This window comes from Streptomyces sp. NPDC050418 (genome assembly GCF_044458745.1).
Classification (GTDB): Bacteria; Actinomycetota; Actinomycetes; order Streptomycetales; family Streptomycetaceae; genus Streptomyces.
Genome location: NZ_JBITIG010000010.1, coordinates 139,546 through 155,179, shown reverse-complemented (window position 1 = coordinate 155,179; position 15,634 = coordinate 139,546). Strand labels below are relative to the sequence as shown.

The 15,634-nt window shown below is 73.9% G+C and carries 12 protein-coding genes; 11 read left to right on the top strand and 1 reads right to left on the bottom strand.

All coding sequences use genetic code 11. The annotated features are described in order from the left end of the window. Positions 1–24: 24 nt before the first annotated feature. Positions 25–471, bottom strand: coding sequence for a DUF3093 domain-containing protein (locus ACIBI4_RS24770; RefSeq protein WP_399206211.1), 447 nt, complete (start codon positions 469–471; stop codon positions 25–27). A gap of 58 nt (positions 472–529) precedes the next feature. On the opposite strand from ACIBI4_RS24770, the gene ACIBI4_RS24765 reads away from it, so the two are divergent. The 11 genes from ACIBI4_RS24765 (at position 530) to ACIBI4_RS24715 (ending at position 15,571) form a co-directional block, all read left to right on the top strand. Continuing rightward, positions 530–1,114: a PaaI family thioesterase gene (locus ACIBI4_RS24765; RefSeq protein WP_399206210.1), complete on the top strand. Its 585-nt coding sequence runs from the start codon at positions 530–532 to the stop codon at positions 1,112–1,114. Continuing rightward, complete coding sequence (gene dut / locus ACIBI4_RS24760; RefSeq protein ID WP_399206209.1) at positions 1,111–1,638, top strand: dUTP diphosphatase; 528 nt, start codon at positions 1,111–1,113, stop codon at positions 1,636–1,638. Before ACIBI4_RS24765 ends, dut begins: the two co-directional genes overlap by 4 nt. A 1-nt stretch (position 1,639) precedes the next feature. Then, a complete protein-coding gene (locus ACIBI4_RS24755; protein WP_399206208.1) occupies positions 1,640–2,401 on the top strand; it encodes a DUF3710 domain-containing protein in 762 nt (253 codons plus the stop codon). 207 nt (positions 2,402–2,608) lie between these two features. After that, positions 2,609–5,809, top strand: coding sequence for an FtsX-like permease family protein (locus ACIBI4_RS24750; RefSeq protein WP_399206207.1), 3,201 nt, complete (start codon positions 2,609–2,611; stop codon positions 5,807–5,809). A 313-nt stretch (positions 5,810–6,122) separates the two neighbouring features. Then, positions 6,123–8,822 carry a hypothetical protein gene (locus ACIBI4_RS24745; RefSeq protein ID WP_399206206.1) on the top strand — a complete coding sequence of 900 codons (2,700 nt, stop codon included), beginning with the start codon at positions 6,123–6,125 and terminating at the stop codon, positions 8,820–8,822. A gap of 47 nt (positions 8,823–8,869) precedes the next feature. Then, a complete protein-coding gene (locus ACIBI4_RS24740) occupies positions 8,870–9,901 on the top strand; it encodes an ABC transporter ATP-binding protein (protein WP_399206205.1) in 1,032 nt (343 codons plus the stop codon). Between the two features lie 77 nt (positions 9,902–9,978). Continuing rightward, entirely contained in the window at positions 9,979–10,713 is a 735-nt protein-coding gene (locus tag ACIBI4_RS24735; RefSeq protein WP_399206204.1) for an ABC transporter ATP-binding protein, read from the top strand. 186 nt (positions 10,714–10,899) lie between these two features. Then, positions 10,900–13,473 (top strand): ATP-binding protein, encoded by a 2,574-nt coding sequence (locus ACIBI4_RS24730; RefSeq protein ID WP_399206203.1) that lies wholly within the window; start codon positions 10,900–10,902, stop codon positions 13,471–13,473. After that, positions 13,470–14,156 (top strand): response regulator, encoded by a 687-nt coding sequence (locus tag ACIBI4_RS24725; RefSeq protein WP_399206202.1) that lies wholly within the window; start codon positions 13,470–13,472, stop codon positions 14,154–14,156. The genes ACIBI4_RS24730 and ACIBI4_RS24725 overlap by 4 nt, the downstream gene beginning before the upstream one ends. A 260-nt stretch (positions 14,157–14,416) precedes the next feature. Then, entirely contained in the window at positions 14,417–14,815 is a 399-nt protein-coding gene (locus tag ACIBI4_RS24720; RefSeq protein ID WP_399206201.1) for an OB-fold nucleic acid binding domain-containing protein, read from the top strand. Positions 14,816–14,818: 3 nt separating this feature from the next. Beyond that, positions 14,819–15,571: a DUF3159 domain-containing protein gene (locus ACIBI4_RS24715; protein WP_399206200.1), complete on the top strand. Its 753-nt coding sequence runs from the start codon at positions 14,819–14,821 to the stop codon at positions 15,569–15,571. The last annotated feature ends 63 nt before the right edge of the window (positions 15,572–15,634 follow it).

The following is a 15,634-nucleotide window of genomic DNA, read 5'->3' as shown; positions in this document are numbered from 1 at the left end:
GCCCGGAGGGGCCGTGGCCGAGGGCTAGCGCCCCAGCGCCGCCACCAGACGCTCCGGTGCCCGCGTGGACACGTACGCGTAAGGCGTCGGGTCCGTCGGGTCCGTGATCGGGATGCGGACCGCCGTAGGGACGTAGCTGCGCAGGAGCATGAAGGCGCGCGGGTCCGCCTTGTGCGTGCGCCAGGCCCTCGCCTCCTCCGCGTCAAGGATCTCGGGCGTGCCGAGCGCCGTCAGCGGGATGCGGGCCTGACCCGCGACCAGGGAGCCGGCCACGACCCGGACGCGCGCCGAGCCGTACGAGCTGACCAGGACGGACGCGAGCGCCGTGCCGCCGATCAGACCGCCGAGCAGCGGCAGCGTGCCGAGCGGCAGCAGCATCAGGGCGCAGGAGACGCCCACGAGCCCGGCGATCACCCACCAGGAACGGGGGGCGGTGAGGCGTTCGTCGTACGTTTCGGTCGCGTGCTGCATGAGGTCAAGCTTGGCACGGTGCTCAGGGCACCAGGTTGCGCGGGTAAGGTCTGCGCCTGTGAGTGGACGAACACCATCGTTGACGCCCCCGGCCGACGCCACGGCTCCGGTGCGGCACCCCGACGCCCCGGCCCCCGGCGAACTGCTCGGCGCGCACTACGCGCACTGCTTCGGCTGCGGTGACGCACAGCCGCACGGACTGCATCTGCAGGCGCGGGCGGCCGAAGGCGTCGCGATCACCGCCGAGTTCACCGTCAAGCCCGAGCACCAGGGCGCCCCCGGTCTCGCGCACGGCGGCGTGCTCGCCACCGCGCTCGACGAGACGCTCGGCTCCCTGAACTGGCTGCTGCGCGTCATCGCCGTCACCGGCCGCCTGGAGACGGACTTCGTACGGCCCGTGCCCGTCGACACCGTGCTGCACCTGGAGGCCGAGGTCACGGCGGTCGCCGGACGGAAGATCTACTCCTCGGCCGTCGGACGCATCGGCGGGCCCGAGGGCGAGGTGGCGGTGCGCGCCGACGCGCTGTTCATCGAGGTCAAGGTCGATCACTTCATCGACAACGGCCGCCCCGAGGAGATCAACGCCGCGATGAGCGACCCGGACCAGATCCGCCGGGCGCGCGCCTTCGAGGTGAACCCGTGAGCCGTCCGCTCCTCGACGTGCAGATCCGGCGCGTGGACCCCGAGGTCCCGCTCCCCGCGTACGCCATGCCGGGCGATGCCGGAGCGGATCTGCGCACGACCGAGGCCTGTGAACTCGCGCCCGGGGAACGGACCGTACTGCCCACAGGTGTGGCTATCGCGCTCCCGGACGGGTACGCGGCCTTCGTGCACCCTCGCTCGGGGCTTGCCGCACGCTGCGGTGTAGCGCTGGTGAATGCCCCGGGGACGGTGGATGCCGGGTACCGTGGAGAGATCAAGGTGATCGTGGTGAATCTCGATCCGCGCGAGACCGTGCGGTTCGAGCGCTTCGACCGGATCGCCCAACTTGTCGTCCAGCAGGTCGAGAAGGTCCGCTTCCGCGAGGTGGCGGAGCTTCCCGGATCGGCGCGGGCCGAGGGGGGCTTCGGGTCCACCGGCGGCCATGCAGCCGTGGACGCCGGGACGGGCGGGCCAACGGGTGGGAATCGATACGCTTCGGTCGTATCCGACCGGGAAGGACAGTGACGTGTTCGGACGTCGTAAGAAGGACGCCGCCGACGATGCGGCACGCGAGGCCGAGCAGGTCGTCGAGGACGTGGATCAGGAACCCGGCGAGGAGGGTGCGGCGCAGCGGCTGAACCTTCCGCCGGCCCCGCGCCCCGACGGGCCGTGGGACGTCTCCGAGGTCGGCAAGCCCGCCGAGGGCCGGGTCGACCTGGGCGGTCTGTTCGTGCCCGGCGTCGAGGGCATGGAGCTCCGTGTCGAGGTCGCGGGTGACGCGATCGTCGCCGCCACCGTGGTGCTGCAGGACAGCGCCGTGCAGCTGCAGGCCTTCGCCGCCCCCAAGAAGGAGGGCATCTGGGGCGAGGTCCGCGAGGAGATCGCCTCCGGCATCACCCAGCAGGGTGGTGTGATCGACGAGGTCGAGGGCCCGCTCGGCTGGGAGCTGCGCGCGCAGGTTCCGGTGCAGCTGCCCGACGGCACCGGCGGCATGCAGGTCGTGCGCTTCGTGGGCGTGGACGGGCCGCGCTGGTTCCTGCGGGGTGTCATCTCCGGCCAGGGCGCGGTGCAGCCGCAGAGCGCGGGTCTGCTTGAGCAGATCTTCCGTGACGCGGTCGTGGTCCGCGGCGACGGCCCGATGGCCCCGCGCGACCCGATCGTCCTGAAGCTCCCCGAGGACGCGCAGATGGTCCCCGAGGGCGTCAAGGAGGAGTCCCAGGCGGAGTCCCGTTTCTCGGGCGGCATGGGACAGCTGCAGCGCGGACCGGAGATCAGCGAGATCCGCTGAGGCTTCAGAGGTTTCGTACGTGAGGGCCGCATCCTTTCGGAGGGTGCGGCCCTCACGTATGCCGCCCTGTCGTACGTGCTCCTTCCGCAGGCGGCCAACCGGCGCCGGAAGCGCGGGAGTTGATCGCGCGCGGTCATTGCGGTCCGGCTTCGCGCTGTGCACATACTGTGCCCCGCGAAACGGGGGTGAGCGGTGCGGGGGACGGGGATGCGGGCGCCTGCCGTGGTGCGCCGCGGGCGGCACCACGGCCTGGTGCTCGGCGCCGCGGGCCTCGCCGTGCTGCTCGCCGCGACGGTGCTCGCCGCCCTCGCCGCGCTGACCGAACAGGCCGTACTCGGCGCCGCACGCGAGCGGCTCGCCGTCGATCCGCGCGCCGTCGTCTCGGTGAGCGGGCCCCACGAGCCCGGGTCCGCGCGCACCGGCGCCGCGGTGCGCGAGGCGCTGGCCCGCGCCTACGGCGACGTACCGCAGCGCACGTACGACGCCCTGCGCGTCCCCGAGCAGCTCGCGACGGCCCTGCCGGTGACCGAGGCGGGCGGGGAGCCGCGCGACGACGTGACGCTCGCGCTCGTGGGCCTGGAGGACGTGCGGGAGCACGCCACGACGGTACGCGGGCGGATGCCCCGGGTGCGGACGGACGGAGGCGTCGAGACCGCCTTGCCGCAGGAACTCGCCGCCGACCTCGGTGTCGGGCCCGGTGAGCGGATCACCGTCCTGGCCTCCGGCGGCCGGCGGCTCGCGGTGCACGTCACCGGCGTCTACCGGCCCGAGCCGGAAGCGGTCGCGCTCTGGGAGAGCCTCACCGGCACCTTCGGCGCCCAGGACGACCTGGCCGTGGTCCCGCTGCGGACGATCACCGGCACACCGCACCTCGCGGGGGACAGCGTGCGCTCGTGGCTGGCCGTGCCCGACCCCGGACGGTTCCGGCTCTCCGACATCGAGCCGCTGCGCGAGCGCGTCGCCGCGTTCCGCAGCAGCGACCCCGCCCGGTCCCTGTTCGGCGGGAGGACGCCGCCCGACGGACGCCAATTGCGCATCGACGCGGACCTCGGCGTCGCGCTGCAGCGCCTGGAGACCCCGATCGCCGTGTCCCGGGCCGGTCTCTACATCCCCGCGTCCCTGCTCGCGGCCCTCGCCCTCGCCGCCCTCGTGCTCACCGGACGCCAGCTCGCCGGGCACCAGCGCGCCGAACTCGCCCTGCTCGCCGCACGCGGCGCCGGCACCTGGCGCCTCGCCCTCGGTGCCGTCGCCCAGTGGGCCGTGATCGCACTGCCCGCCGGGGCCGCCGCACCCCTGCTGGCCGGGCCGCTGCTGCGGCTCCTGCACCGCGCGGGCCTGGTCGAGGGCGAGCCGCCCGGCACGGCGCTGATCACGGCGGGCGTCACCGCCGCGCTGCTCGCGGTCCTGGTGCACGGGGCCGCCGTCCTCGTGCCCGTGGTCCGCTCCGTACGCGACCGGCGGGCCGTGAGCCGGCTGCGGTGGCGGCCCGCGCGGTTCGCGGCCGCGCAGCGGTTCGGTGCGGATGTGGTGCTCGCGGCCGTCGCCGTCCTGGGCTGGCTGCAGCTGCGCCAGTACCGGTCGCCCGTGGGCGACGGCGCCGCGCTCGATCCGGTGCTCGTGCTCGCCCCCGTCCTGATGACCGCCGCGGCAGCGCTGCTCGTCCTGCGGCTGCTGCCGCCCGCCGCGCGGCTCCTCGACCCGCTCGCGCAGCGCGGCGCCGGGTTCGTCCTGCCGCTCGGCGGCTGGCAGCTGGGACGGCGGGCCGCAGGGCACGCGGGGCCCGCGCTGGTCGTCACGCTTGCGCTCGCCGTCGCCGCGCTGAGCTCGTCCGCGCTGGTGATGCTGGACCGCGGCGACCGCGACCAGTCCGCCTTCAACGTGGGCTCCGACCTGCGGATCGAACCCTCCGACCGGATGGCGGGCGATCAACGCCGGGGCGCGTACGAGGCGTTGCCCGGGGTGCGTGGCGTCACCCCGGTGTCCGAGGCGGACACCATGATCGGCCAGAGCTCCGTCGGGGTGACCGCGCTGCACACGGGCGCCGACGCCGTTCCCGGGCTCGGCGCGGACGAGCGCGAACTGCTCGCCGGAGGCGTCCCCGAACACGGTCTCGCGCTCGGCGGAGGGCTGTTCACGCTGCGGGCGCGGCTCACCGCCGACGGACCGGGACGTCCCCGGCCGGTCCGGCTGACCGCCTACTTCGAGGACGGCGACGGACTCGTCCACGAACGCGCCGCCGACCTGCGTGCGGGCGCGGCACGTACGGTGCGGATCGCCATGCCGGACGGGGCCCGCCGGCTCGTGCAGATCGGCTTCGCGATGCCGGACGAGACCGTACGCCGTACGTATCGCGTGGTCCTCGACGAGGCCTCCGCGCTGTCCGCCGGCGGGAATTGGCGCGATCTGTTCACACCTGCGCCCGATCTGCACGTGGCGGGCTGCCCGGGCGCCGAGGAGCGCGCCCGGCCCGGTGACGCGCCCGGTCCCGTGCTCTGCGCGCAGGAGCCCGCGCGCGAAAAGCTCCTGATCGACGCGGTCCTGCGCGGCCCCGACACCGCGCTCTCCGCTCCCGTACGGTCCATCCGGCTCGGTCTGCGCCACCCCACAGGGAAGGTCGCGCCCTCGCCCGCGCTCGCCGACCGCACCCTGATCGCTTCCGGGGCCGCCTCGGTGGGGGACACCGTGACCGTGCGGCGGTCCGAGGGCGGCGGGGCGCGGCTACGGATCGTCGGCACGATCGACGCCGTGCCGGGGGACCTGAGCCGCGACCGGCCACGGCTGCTCGTGGACTCCCGTGCGTTCGCCGGGCAGTTGGTGCGCTCCGGGGGCGTCCCCGCGGCGGAGACCTTCTGGTGGGCGCGCGCCGACGGCGGTGACACGGGGCCCGCGCTGCGGGCGCTGCGCGACGACCGGCGGCTCGGCACGGCGCGGGACGTGGCCACGGAACGGGCCCGGCTCGCCGCGGATCCGCTGCGCAGCGGGGCGCGGTCGGCGCTCACGCTGTGCCTGCTGCTCGCGCCGCCCTTCGCGGTGGTGGCGTTCACGCTGCACACCGCGCTCGCGGCGCGCTCGCGCAGCCGGGAGTTCGCGCTGCTGCGGGCGATCGGCGTACGGCGCCGCCAACTCGCCGCGTACCTCTGGACGGAACTGCTCGCGCTCGCCGCCGTGGCGGCCGTCCTCGGGACACTGCTCGGCGCCGCGCTCGCGACCCTGATCATGCCGGTGGTGACGGTGGACGCCGCAGGCCACCCGGTCCACCCGGACCTCGCCACGGAGGTCCCCTGGCTCCGCGTCCTGCTCACGGCAGGGGCCACCACCCTGCTGATCTGCGCAATGGTGACGCTCGCGGCGCGGCACCTCGGACGGGTGGATCTGGCGCGGGTGCTGCGGGCGGGGGATGACGGGTGAGGCGGGGGAGGGCGGGAGCCTGGGCGTCGAAGGGGCATGTGACCAGGGGTGCTGCGGGGGTCCTGCGGACGGGCTCGGTAGGGGGCGCGGGGTCTCTGCGGACAGGCTCGGACGGTGCTGCGATGCCTCCGTGGTCACGATCTGAAGCCGGTGCGAAGGCCGTGCGGCGAGGTGCCGCGGAAGGCCGCCGGGCGGTGCGGCAGCGAGCGCGGCTGCGGGCGGGGGATGACGGGTGAGGCGCGGGCGGCCGGTGACCGAGGGCGGTGCGGGGGCGGACGGTGGGCGTGGGGCGGCCGGGCGCAGGGGCGTGCGGGTGCGTGGCGTCGTGCGGGAACTGCCGTTGCTCGTGTGTCTCGCCGTGCTCACCGCGCTCCTCACCGCCATCGCCGCCGCCGCGCCCGCGCTGCTCGACCGGCTCGCGGGCCAGGCCTTCGCCGCGCGGCTCGAGCAGGCGCAGGAGCGGGTGCCCGGCGTCACGTACACCTCGAACTTCGAGGTCTGGACGCGCCCCGGCGACGATCCGGGCCGCGATTTCGCGAACGATCTGGCCGCGGCCGCCGAGAACTTGGAGAGATCGGTCTCCGAGGAGCTGCGGGGCGCGTTAGGCGCGGACTCGGCGCGCGTGGTGCTGCCCGGGGTCGGCCTCGGCAACGAGGGCCCCAGCCGCCTCTCCCTCCTGTACGCCACCGACGCACCCCGCAAGGCCGGGTACGTGGCGGGCCGCGCGCCGCGCGAGCGGGCCGGGACCGTCGAGATCGCGGTGTCCACGCGGACCCGCGACGCCCTCGAACTCAAGCTCGGCCAACGGCTCGACCTCGGCCCCGGCGGGCTCCGGGACATCGACGCGTCCGCCGTCGTCGTCGGGGTCTTCACCGCCAAGGGCGACGCCCGCATCTGGCGCGAGGAGCCGCTGCTCGGCGGTCCGCAACCACGCCAGGGCGGCGGCCACGACGCGATGGCCGTCGCCGCGCCGGGCGCGATCCTCGAACTCCAGGCCCAGGCCCGGGTCCGGCTCACCGCGCAATGGGACGTACGGCTGCACCTGAGCGATGACCGGGCCCGCGAGTACGCCGGGGCGAAGGGGCGGGCGAAGCTGGAATCCGCGCTCACCGCCACGACCGAGCGTTCCATCGATGAGTTCTGCCCCATGGGCACCTTCGGCGGACTCGCCTGCGAGCTCGGCCGCCAGCCGGCCACCACGATGGACGCCGCCACCACTCTGCCCGACGCCATGGACGAGTTCGGGCGGCACTGGGCCCAGGGGCAGGCCGTCGTCGCCTTCGGGCTCGCGACGCTCGCCGTCGTCGCCCTGTCCGCCGCGCTCGTCACCGCACTGCTCGCCGTACGCCGCCGTACCGACGTCCTCCGGCTCCAACGGGCGCGCGGCGCCTCGGCCCTGGGGCTCGCGGCGGGCCGCGCCGGTCAGGGCGCGCCCGGTGCGCTGCTCGGCCTCGCGGCCGGACTGGCCGCCGCGCGCCTCGTCGGCGAGGGCACCGCCGTGACCTGGGGACTGCTCGCCGGGCTCGGCTGCTGGCTGCTCCTGCCGCTCGCGACCTTCCTCGCGGTACGGGACCGGGCACTGCTGCGCGGGACGGCGCCCGGCCGCAAGGGGCGGCGGGCCGTCGCCGAGGCGGCGCTGCTGCTCCTTGCGGGCGCCGGGGTGTGGGCGCTGCGCTCGCGCGGGACGAAGGCCGAGGCGGGGCCCGACCCGCTGCTCGCGGCCGTGCCCGCGCTGCTCGGCCTGGCCACCGTCGTCGTCCTGGTCCGCTGCTATCCGCTGCCCGTACGGCTCCTCGCGCGCTGGACGGCGCGGCGACGGGGGGCGGTGGCGCTGATCGCGCTGCTGCGCGCGGCGAAGGAGGCGCCCGCGCGGGCCCTCGCGCTGCTCGTCCTCGTGGTCACACTGGGCGGTGCGGTGTTCGGCGGGCTCGTGGCCGGGACGCTCACCGACGGGCGGGCCGAAGGGGCACGCTGGCGAGCCGGTGCGGACGCCGCGTTCCTCGGCGCGGACACGTATCCGCAGGCCGCGAAGCAGTTGGCGGACGCACGCGGGGTGCGGAAGACGGCGCGGGTGGCCGAGGCGCGGATCACCCCGCGCAGCGCGAACGGCAACGGCTACGGTGCGACCCGCCTCATCGGCGTGGACAGCGGCGCGCTGCGCGAGGCCGACCCCGGCTCCGCCGCCGCCGCGGCGACGGCCGCGCTGCCGCCGGCGGACGGGGCCGTACCGGTGCTCGCGCGCGGCGGCCCGCGCGTCGGCGAGCTCCTGGACGTGGAGGCCGCGGGGAAGCAGCTCAAGCTGCGCGTCACCGCCACCCTGCCCGCCGCGGCCGCCGACGACCGGGCGCTCGGACCGCTGGACAGGCCCGAGGCGCCGGATATCGAACTGCTCGCGGATCTGGGGGCGTTGCGGGAGCTGCCGCCCGCCGCGTACGACCGGAGCGTGCTCCTGCTCTATGGCGACGCGCTCGACACGGCCGCACTGCGGTCCCTGGTCCCGCGCGCCGCGCCCGATGCGGCAACCGGTGAACTGCGGATCCTGGACGAGGAGTTGGCGCGCGTCGCGGACGACGAACTCGTGTCCGGCCTGACCCGCGCGCATACCGTGACCACCGCGCCGGCCGTGGCCCTCGCCCTGCTCGCCCTGGTCCTCGAACTGCTCCTGTCCGCACCGGCCCGCGGGCGCACCGCGGCGCGGCTGCGCACCATGGGGCTCGACAGCCGCCAGACCGCGGCACTGCACCTGCTCCAGCTGCTGCCGATGGTGGTGGCGGCCGTGGCGGGCGGCACGGCTCTCGGTCTGGCCCTGCCCGCGCTGCTCGGCCCGGCCCTGGACCTCAGCACGTTCACCGGCGCTCCCGGCGCCCCGGCCACCCACGCGGACCCCCTCCTCACCACGCTCCTTGCGGCGGGCTGCGCGGCGCTGGTCCTGGGCGCGGTCGCGCTGGAGACGTGGGCCGGGCGGAGGAGAGGTCTCGGGGCGGTGCTGCGGGTGGGGAGAAGCGATGAGTGAGACGGCGCGAGCGGTTGATTGCCGGGTGCCGAGCGGACGGAGGGGACATGAGGGGACCTGAACGGGCGGGCAGGGGACGGGAGTCCGCCGTCCCGCGGCTGGCCGACCTGGAGGCGCGGGCGCGCTTGGCTCCCGCGCACGGACTCGGTGACGGGCTGATCGTGTGCGACAACCTCGTACGCGTCTACCGCACCGAAGAGGTCGAGGTGCAGGCACTCCAGGGCCTCGACCTCACCGTCACCGAGGGCGAGTGCGTGGCGCTCGTCGGCGCCTCGGGCTCGGGCAAGTCCACGCTCCTGTCCATCCTTTCCGGACTCGACCTGCCCACCGCGGGCCGCGCCCGGGTCGCCGGCCACGACCTGCTCGGCATGGGCCGCCGCGAACGGCTCGGCTACCGGCGGGCCACGGTCGGCTTCGTCTGGCAGCAGACCGGCCGCAACCTGCTGCCGTACCTCACCGCGCAGGAGAACGTCGCCCTGCCGATGAAGTACGCCCGCGTGCCCCGCCGCGAGCGCCGGGCCCGCGCCGCCGAACTCCTCGACACCCTCGGCCTCGCGTACTGCCGCGACCGCCGCCCCACCGAACTCTCCGGCGGCGAACAGCAGCGCGTGGCCGTCGCGGTCGCCACCGCCAACGCGCCCCGTGTCCTGCTCGCCGACGAACCGACCGGCGAACTCGACACCGCGAGCGGCGAGGACGTCTTCGCCGCGCTGCGCCGCGCCAACGAGGAACTCGGCGCCACCGTCCTCGTCGTCACCCACGATCCCCAGGTCTCCGGGCAGGTCGAGCGCACCGTCCGGATCCGCGACGGCCGCACCTCGACCGAGACGCTGCGCGGCGGACAGCGGGAGAGCGCCGAGGAGTTCGCGGTCCTCGACCGCGCGGGCCGCCTGCAGCTGCCGCGCGAGTACGTGGAGCGTTACGGGCTGCAAGGCCGCGTCCGCCTCACCGAGGAGCCGGACCATGTGGGCGTGTGGGCCGCCGACGGCACCTCGGCGGACGGCCCGTCGTCCGACCCGGGCGGCTCACGGACCCGCCCCGATCCGGCACCTCCCGGGCGGAATCCATCCGATGAGTAGAGGTTCGTCCATTGCCGAGGCCGGGCGCCCACGGCGATACTGGCGCGCAAACACAGGAGCGTACGGGGGGTTGGGGCATGACACAGAGCGCGAGCGGAGCCACGCGGACGGTCACCGCCGAGGCGGACGAGAGCGCGCCGATGGTCGTCGTGGACGAGGTGCACCGGTCGTACGGCAGCGGCGCCGCCGCAGTGCACGCGTTGCGCGGGGTGTCGTTCAGCGTGCCCCGCGGTGAGCTCGTGGCGCTGAAGGGCCGCTCGGGCTCCGGCAAGACGACACTGCTCAATCTGGTCGGAGGTCTGGACTCGCCGGACGGCGGCACGATCTCCGTCGACGGCCTCGACATCGGCTCGCTCGGCGAGAGCGGCCGCCTCGCGCTGCGCCGCGACCGCATCGGCTTCGTCTTCCAGTCCTTCGGCCTGATCCCGATCCTGTCCGCGGCGGAGAACGTCGGCGTACCGCTGCGGCTGCGCAAGGCCGACCCGGCCGAGCGCGAGGAGCGCGTCGAGCTGCTCCTGTCGCTCGTCGGACTCGCCGACCACGCCAAGCAGCGCCCGGGCGAGCTCTCCGGCGGCCAGCAGCAGCGCGTCGCCATCGCCCGTGCCCTCGCCAACCGCCCTGCCCTGCTGATCTGCGACGAGCCCACCGGCCAGCTGGACGCAGAGACGGGCCACGCGGTCATGGAGCTGCTGCGCGCGGTCGTCCGCAGCGAGGGCGTCACGGCCCTGGTCGCGACCCACGACGCGGCGATGCTGGACCTCGCGGACCGGGTTCTGGAGCTGAGCGACGGGGAGATCGTCGACGAGGGGTGAGCGGCTCCCGTTCCCCGGGCGTACGGACCCGCCGTATCAATCCCGTCAAAGAGGAGCCTCTCTCCGTACTCCAGGCGTTTTGCCGGACTTCCCGGTCTTAAGGTCGACGCAGTGCGACCAGCCCCTGTCCAGCACGGACAGGCTGCTGTGGCGCTGCGGACGACGCATCTGAAAGACAATGGGGCCATGGGACGCGGCAAGCTTCGGATCTATCTCGGTGCGGCACCGGGCGTCGGCAAGACGTACGCGATGCTGTCCGAGGCACACCGGCGCGTGGAGCGCGGCACGGACTGTGTCGTCGCCTTCGTGGAGCACCACGACCGCCCGCGCACCGAGGTGATGCTGCACGGCCTGGAGCAGATCGAGCGCCGGGAGCTTGAGCACCGCGGCTCCACGTTCACCGAGATGGACGTGGACGCGGTGCTCGCCCGCCGCCCCCAGGTCGCCCTGGTGGACGAACTCGCGCACACGAATGTGCCCGGCTCGCGGCACGCGAAGCGCTGGCAGGACGTCGAGGTGCTGCTCGCCGCCGGGATAGACGTCATATCCACGGTCAACATCCAGCATCTGGAGTCGCTCGGCGATGTCGTCGAGTCGATCACGAGCGTGCGGCAGCGGGAGACCGTGCCCGACGAAGTGGTCCGGCACGCGGACCAGATCGAGCTGGTCGACATGTCGCCCCAGGCGCTGCGCCGCCGTATGGCGCACGGCAACGTCTACAAGCCGGACAAGATCGACGCCTCGCTCTCCAACTACTTCCGCATCGGCAACCTCACGGCCCTGCGCGAACTGGCGCTCCTGTGGGTGGCCGACCGCGTCGACGAATATCTGCAGCAGTACCGCGGCGAGCACAACATCAAGTCCACCTGGCAGGCCCGCGAGCGCATCGTCGTCGGCCTCACCGGCGGCCCCGAGGGCCGCACCCTCATCCGCCGCGGCGCCCGCCTGGCCGAGAAGGGCGCGGGCGGCGAGGTGCTCGCGGTGTACGTGGCCCGCAGCGACGGCCTCACCGACGCCTCGCCCAAGGAACTCGCGCTCCAGCGCACCCTCGTCGAGGACCTCGGCGGCACCTTCCACCACGTCGTCGGCGACGACGTGCCCGCCTCGCTCCTCGCCTTCGCCCGCGGCGTGAACGCCACCCAGATCGTGCTCGGCTCCAGCCGCCGCAAGGCCTGGCAGTACGTGTTCGGGCCCGGCGTCGGCGCCACGGTGGCCCGCGAATCGGGCCCCGACCTGGACGTGCACATCGTCACGCACGACGCCGTCGGCAAGGGGCGCGGTCTGCCCGTCGCCCGCGGGGCGCGGCTCGGCACCTCGCGGATCATCGGCGGCTGGCTGGTCGGGGTGGTCGCCCCGGTGGCGCTCTCGCTGCTGCTCACGTCCATCCCCGGCGACCTCGGCATCGCCAACGACATGCTGCTCTTCCTGTCGCTGACGGTGGCCGCGGCCCTGCTCGGCGGACTGCTGCCCGCGCTCGCCTCGGCGGCGCTCGGCTCGGTGCTGCTCAACTACTACTTCGCGCCGCCGGTGCACCGGTTCACGATCGCCGACCCCAAGAACATCGTCGCGATCGTGGTGTTCGTGGGCGTCGCGGTCGCTGTCGCCTCCGTCGTGGACCTCGCCGCCCGCCGTACGCACCAGGCGGCCCGGCTGCGCGCCGAGTCCGAGATCCTCTCGTTCCTCGCGGGCAGCGTCCTGCGCGGCGAGACCACTCTGGACGCGCTGCTCGAACGGGTCCGCGAGACCTTCAACATGGAGTCCGTGGCGCTGCTGGAGCGCGAGAGCGACGTCGAGCCGTGGACCCGGGCCGGCAGCGTGGGCACGAGCAGCCCCATCGAGCGGCCCGAGGACGCCGATGTCGACATGCCCGTCGGCGACCACATGGCCCTCGCGCTCACCGGCCGGGTGCTGCCCGCCGAGGACCGCCGCGTCCTCGCCGCCTTCGCCGCGCAGGCCGCCGTCGTCCTGGACCGCCAGCGCCTCATGGACGAGGCGGAGCGGTCCCGCACCCTCGCCGAGGGCAACCGCATCCGCACCGCGCTCCTGGCCGCCGTCTCGCACGACCTGCGCACGCCGCTCGCCGGCATCAAGGCCGCGGTGACCTCCCTGCGCTCGGACGACGTGGAGTGGTCCGACGAGGACCGGTCGGAGCTGCTCGCCGGGATCGAGGACGGCGCGGACCGGCTCGACCACCTCGTGGGCAATCTGCTCGACATGTCCCGGCTGCAGACCGGCACGGTCACCCCGCTGATCCGCGAGATCGACCTCGACGAGGTCGTCCCGATGGCGCTCGGCGGCGTCCCGGAGGGCTCCGCGGACCTGGACATCCCCGAGTCGCTGCCGATGGTCAGCGTCGACAAGGGGCTCCTGGAGCGGGCCGTCGCCAACATCGTCGAGAACGCCGTGAAGTACAGCCCCGACCGGACGCCCGTCCGCGTCTCCGCCAGCGCGATCGGCGAGCGCGTCGAGATCCGGGTCGTGGACCGCGGCCCCGGCATCCCCGACGACGCCAAGGAACGCGTCTTCGAGCCCTTCCAGCGGTACGGGGACGCGCCGCGCGGCGCCGGCGTGGGCCTCGGCCTCGCCGTGGCGCGCGGCTTCACCGAGTCGATGGGCGGCACGCTCAGCGCGGAGGACACCCCCGGCGGCGGCCTCACGATGGTCCTCACCCTGCGTGCGGCCCGTACGGCCGACCCCGACGCGTGGGAGGTGCCTCCCGGCGCGGGAGAGTTGGATCTACAGAAAGGCAGGACCGCATGACCCGGGTGCTCGTGGTCGACGACGAACCGCAGATCGTCCGCGCCCTCGTCATCAATCTCAAGGCGCGCAAGTACGAGGTGGACGCGGCCGGCGACGGCGCCACCGCGCTCCAGCTCGCCGCCGCACGCCACCCCGACGTGATCGTGCTCGACCTCGGCCTGCCCGACATGGACGGTGTGGACGTCATCCGCGGCCTGCGCGGCTGGACCCGGGTGCCGATCCTCGTCCTGTCGGCCCGGCACAGCTCCGACGAGAAGGTCGAGGCCCTCGACGCGGGCGCCGACGACTACGTCACCAAACCCTTCGGCATGGACGAGCTGCTGGCCCGGCTGCGCGCCGCGGTCCGCAGGGCCGAGCCGGTGGCGGGCGCGGGCGACGACGACGTGACGGTGGACACCGGCGATTTCACGGTCGACCTGGCCGCGAAGAAGGTCCACCGCGACGGCCGTGACGTGCGTCTCACCCCCACGGAGTGGCACCTCCTGGAGGTCCTCGTCCGCAATACGGGACGTCTCGTCAGCCAGAAGCAGCTGCTCCAGGAGGTCTGGGGCCCGTCCTACGGCACGGAGACCAACTACCTCCGCGTCTACATGGCCCAGCTGCGCCGCAAGCTGGAGGCGGACCCCTCGCACCCCAAGCACTTCATCACGGAGCCCGGGATGGGGTACCGCTTCGAGCGCTGAGAGCCTGTTTCCGAACCCCCGTCGTTCGCCCGGAGGGCGGCGCAGCGGCGTTCGGTGCGTGCTCTCGGCGTGCGGCGTTACCGGTCATGAATGGGGTCTCCCCTGCTCGAACGAAGTTGAGAGCTTGGGGAAGGAGCCACCTGTCCGGTGGCGCCGTGCGGCGAGAGTGCGTGCCGGGCGTCGGGGCGCAGGCGGGGGTTCGGAAACAGGCTCTCAGATCCGCCGGGAGCAACCGCCGGACACCCCGGTACGCTTCCTGTATGAGTGACGTTCCGCGACCGCAGAAGCAGATAGGCCGCTTCCGCCGCATGCTGGACCGGCTCTCCTCCTCGCAGGAGGAGCTGGAGTCCGAGGAGCTGCAGGAGGACACGGCCACGGCGGGCTGCACCCGTATCGGAGACTGCCACGACCGGCAGATCGTCACGGTTACTGGTACCTTGCGCACCGTCACCCTGCGGCCACGCGCCGGAGTCCCGGCCCTGGAGGCCGAGCTCTTCGACGGCTCGGCCGCGCTGGACGTGGTGTGGCTCGGCAGACGCTCCATCGTGGGAATAGAGCCGGGACGCAAACTGATCGCATCCGGGCGGATCTCGATGAGCCGTGGACGCCGGGTGCTGTTCAACCCCAAGTACGAACTCAGACCGCTCGGACGGGAGTAGCCGGTGACGTCAGTCGACAAGCCGACCGACGAAGACGTGACGCCGGACGGCCAGGCGCCACAGACGGATGTGCAGGCAGTCACCGAGGCCGCCCTGTTCGAGGCCTTCGGCGGTCTGCGCGGCATGATCGAGACGGTCCTGCCGGGCCTGCTCTTCGTGACCATCTACACGATCAACAAGGATCTGCACCTCTCCGCCATCGCGGCGCTCGGTGTCTCCCTGCTGCTGCTCGTGGCCCGCCTCGCCCGCCGCGACACCGTCAAGCACGCCTTCAGCGGCGTCTTCGGTGTGGCCTTCGGCGTGGTCTTCGCGATGATGACCGGCAATGCCAAGGACTTCTACCTCCCGGGCATGCTCTACACGCTGGGCCTGGCCCTCGCGTACATCATCACGACGCTGTGCGGTGTACCCCTGATCGGTCTGATCCTCGGCCCGGTCTTCAAGGAGAACCTCTCCTGGCGCACCCGCAACCCCGGCCGCAAGACGGCCTACGCGAAGGCCAGTTGGGCCTGGGGTCTGATCCTCCTCGCGAAGTGCGCGATCCTCTTCCCGATGTACTGGTGGGCGGACACCACCAAGTTCGGCTGGGTCCTGGTCGCCCTGAAGATCCCGCCGTTCCTGCTCGCCGTCTATCTGACGTGGGTGTTCCTGGCGAAGGCTCCGCCGCCGATCGATGTCTTCGCCGAGATGGAGGCGAAGGAGAAGGCCGAGCAGGAGGCCAAGGAGGCGCGCGAGCGGGGGCAGGTCGCACCGTAGCGCTCCGCAAGCAGCAGAAAGGGTCCGAGGCTCACGCCCCGGACCCTTTCCATTGGCTGGGTT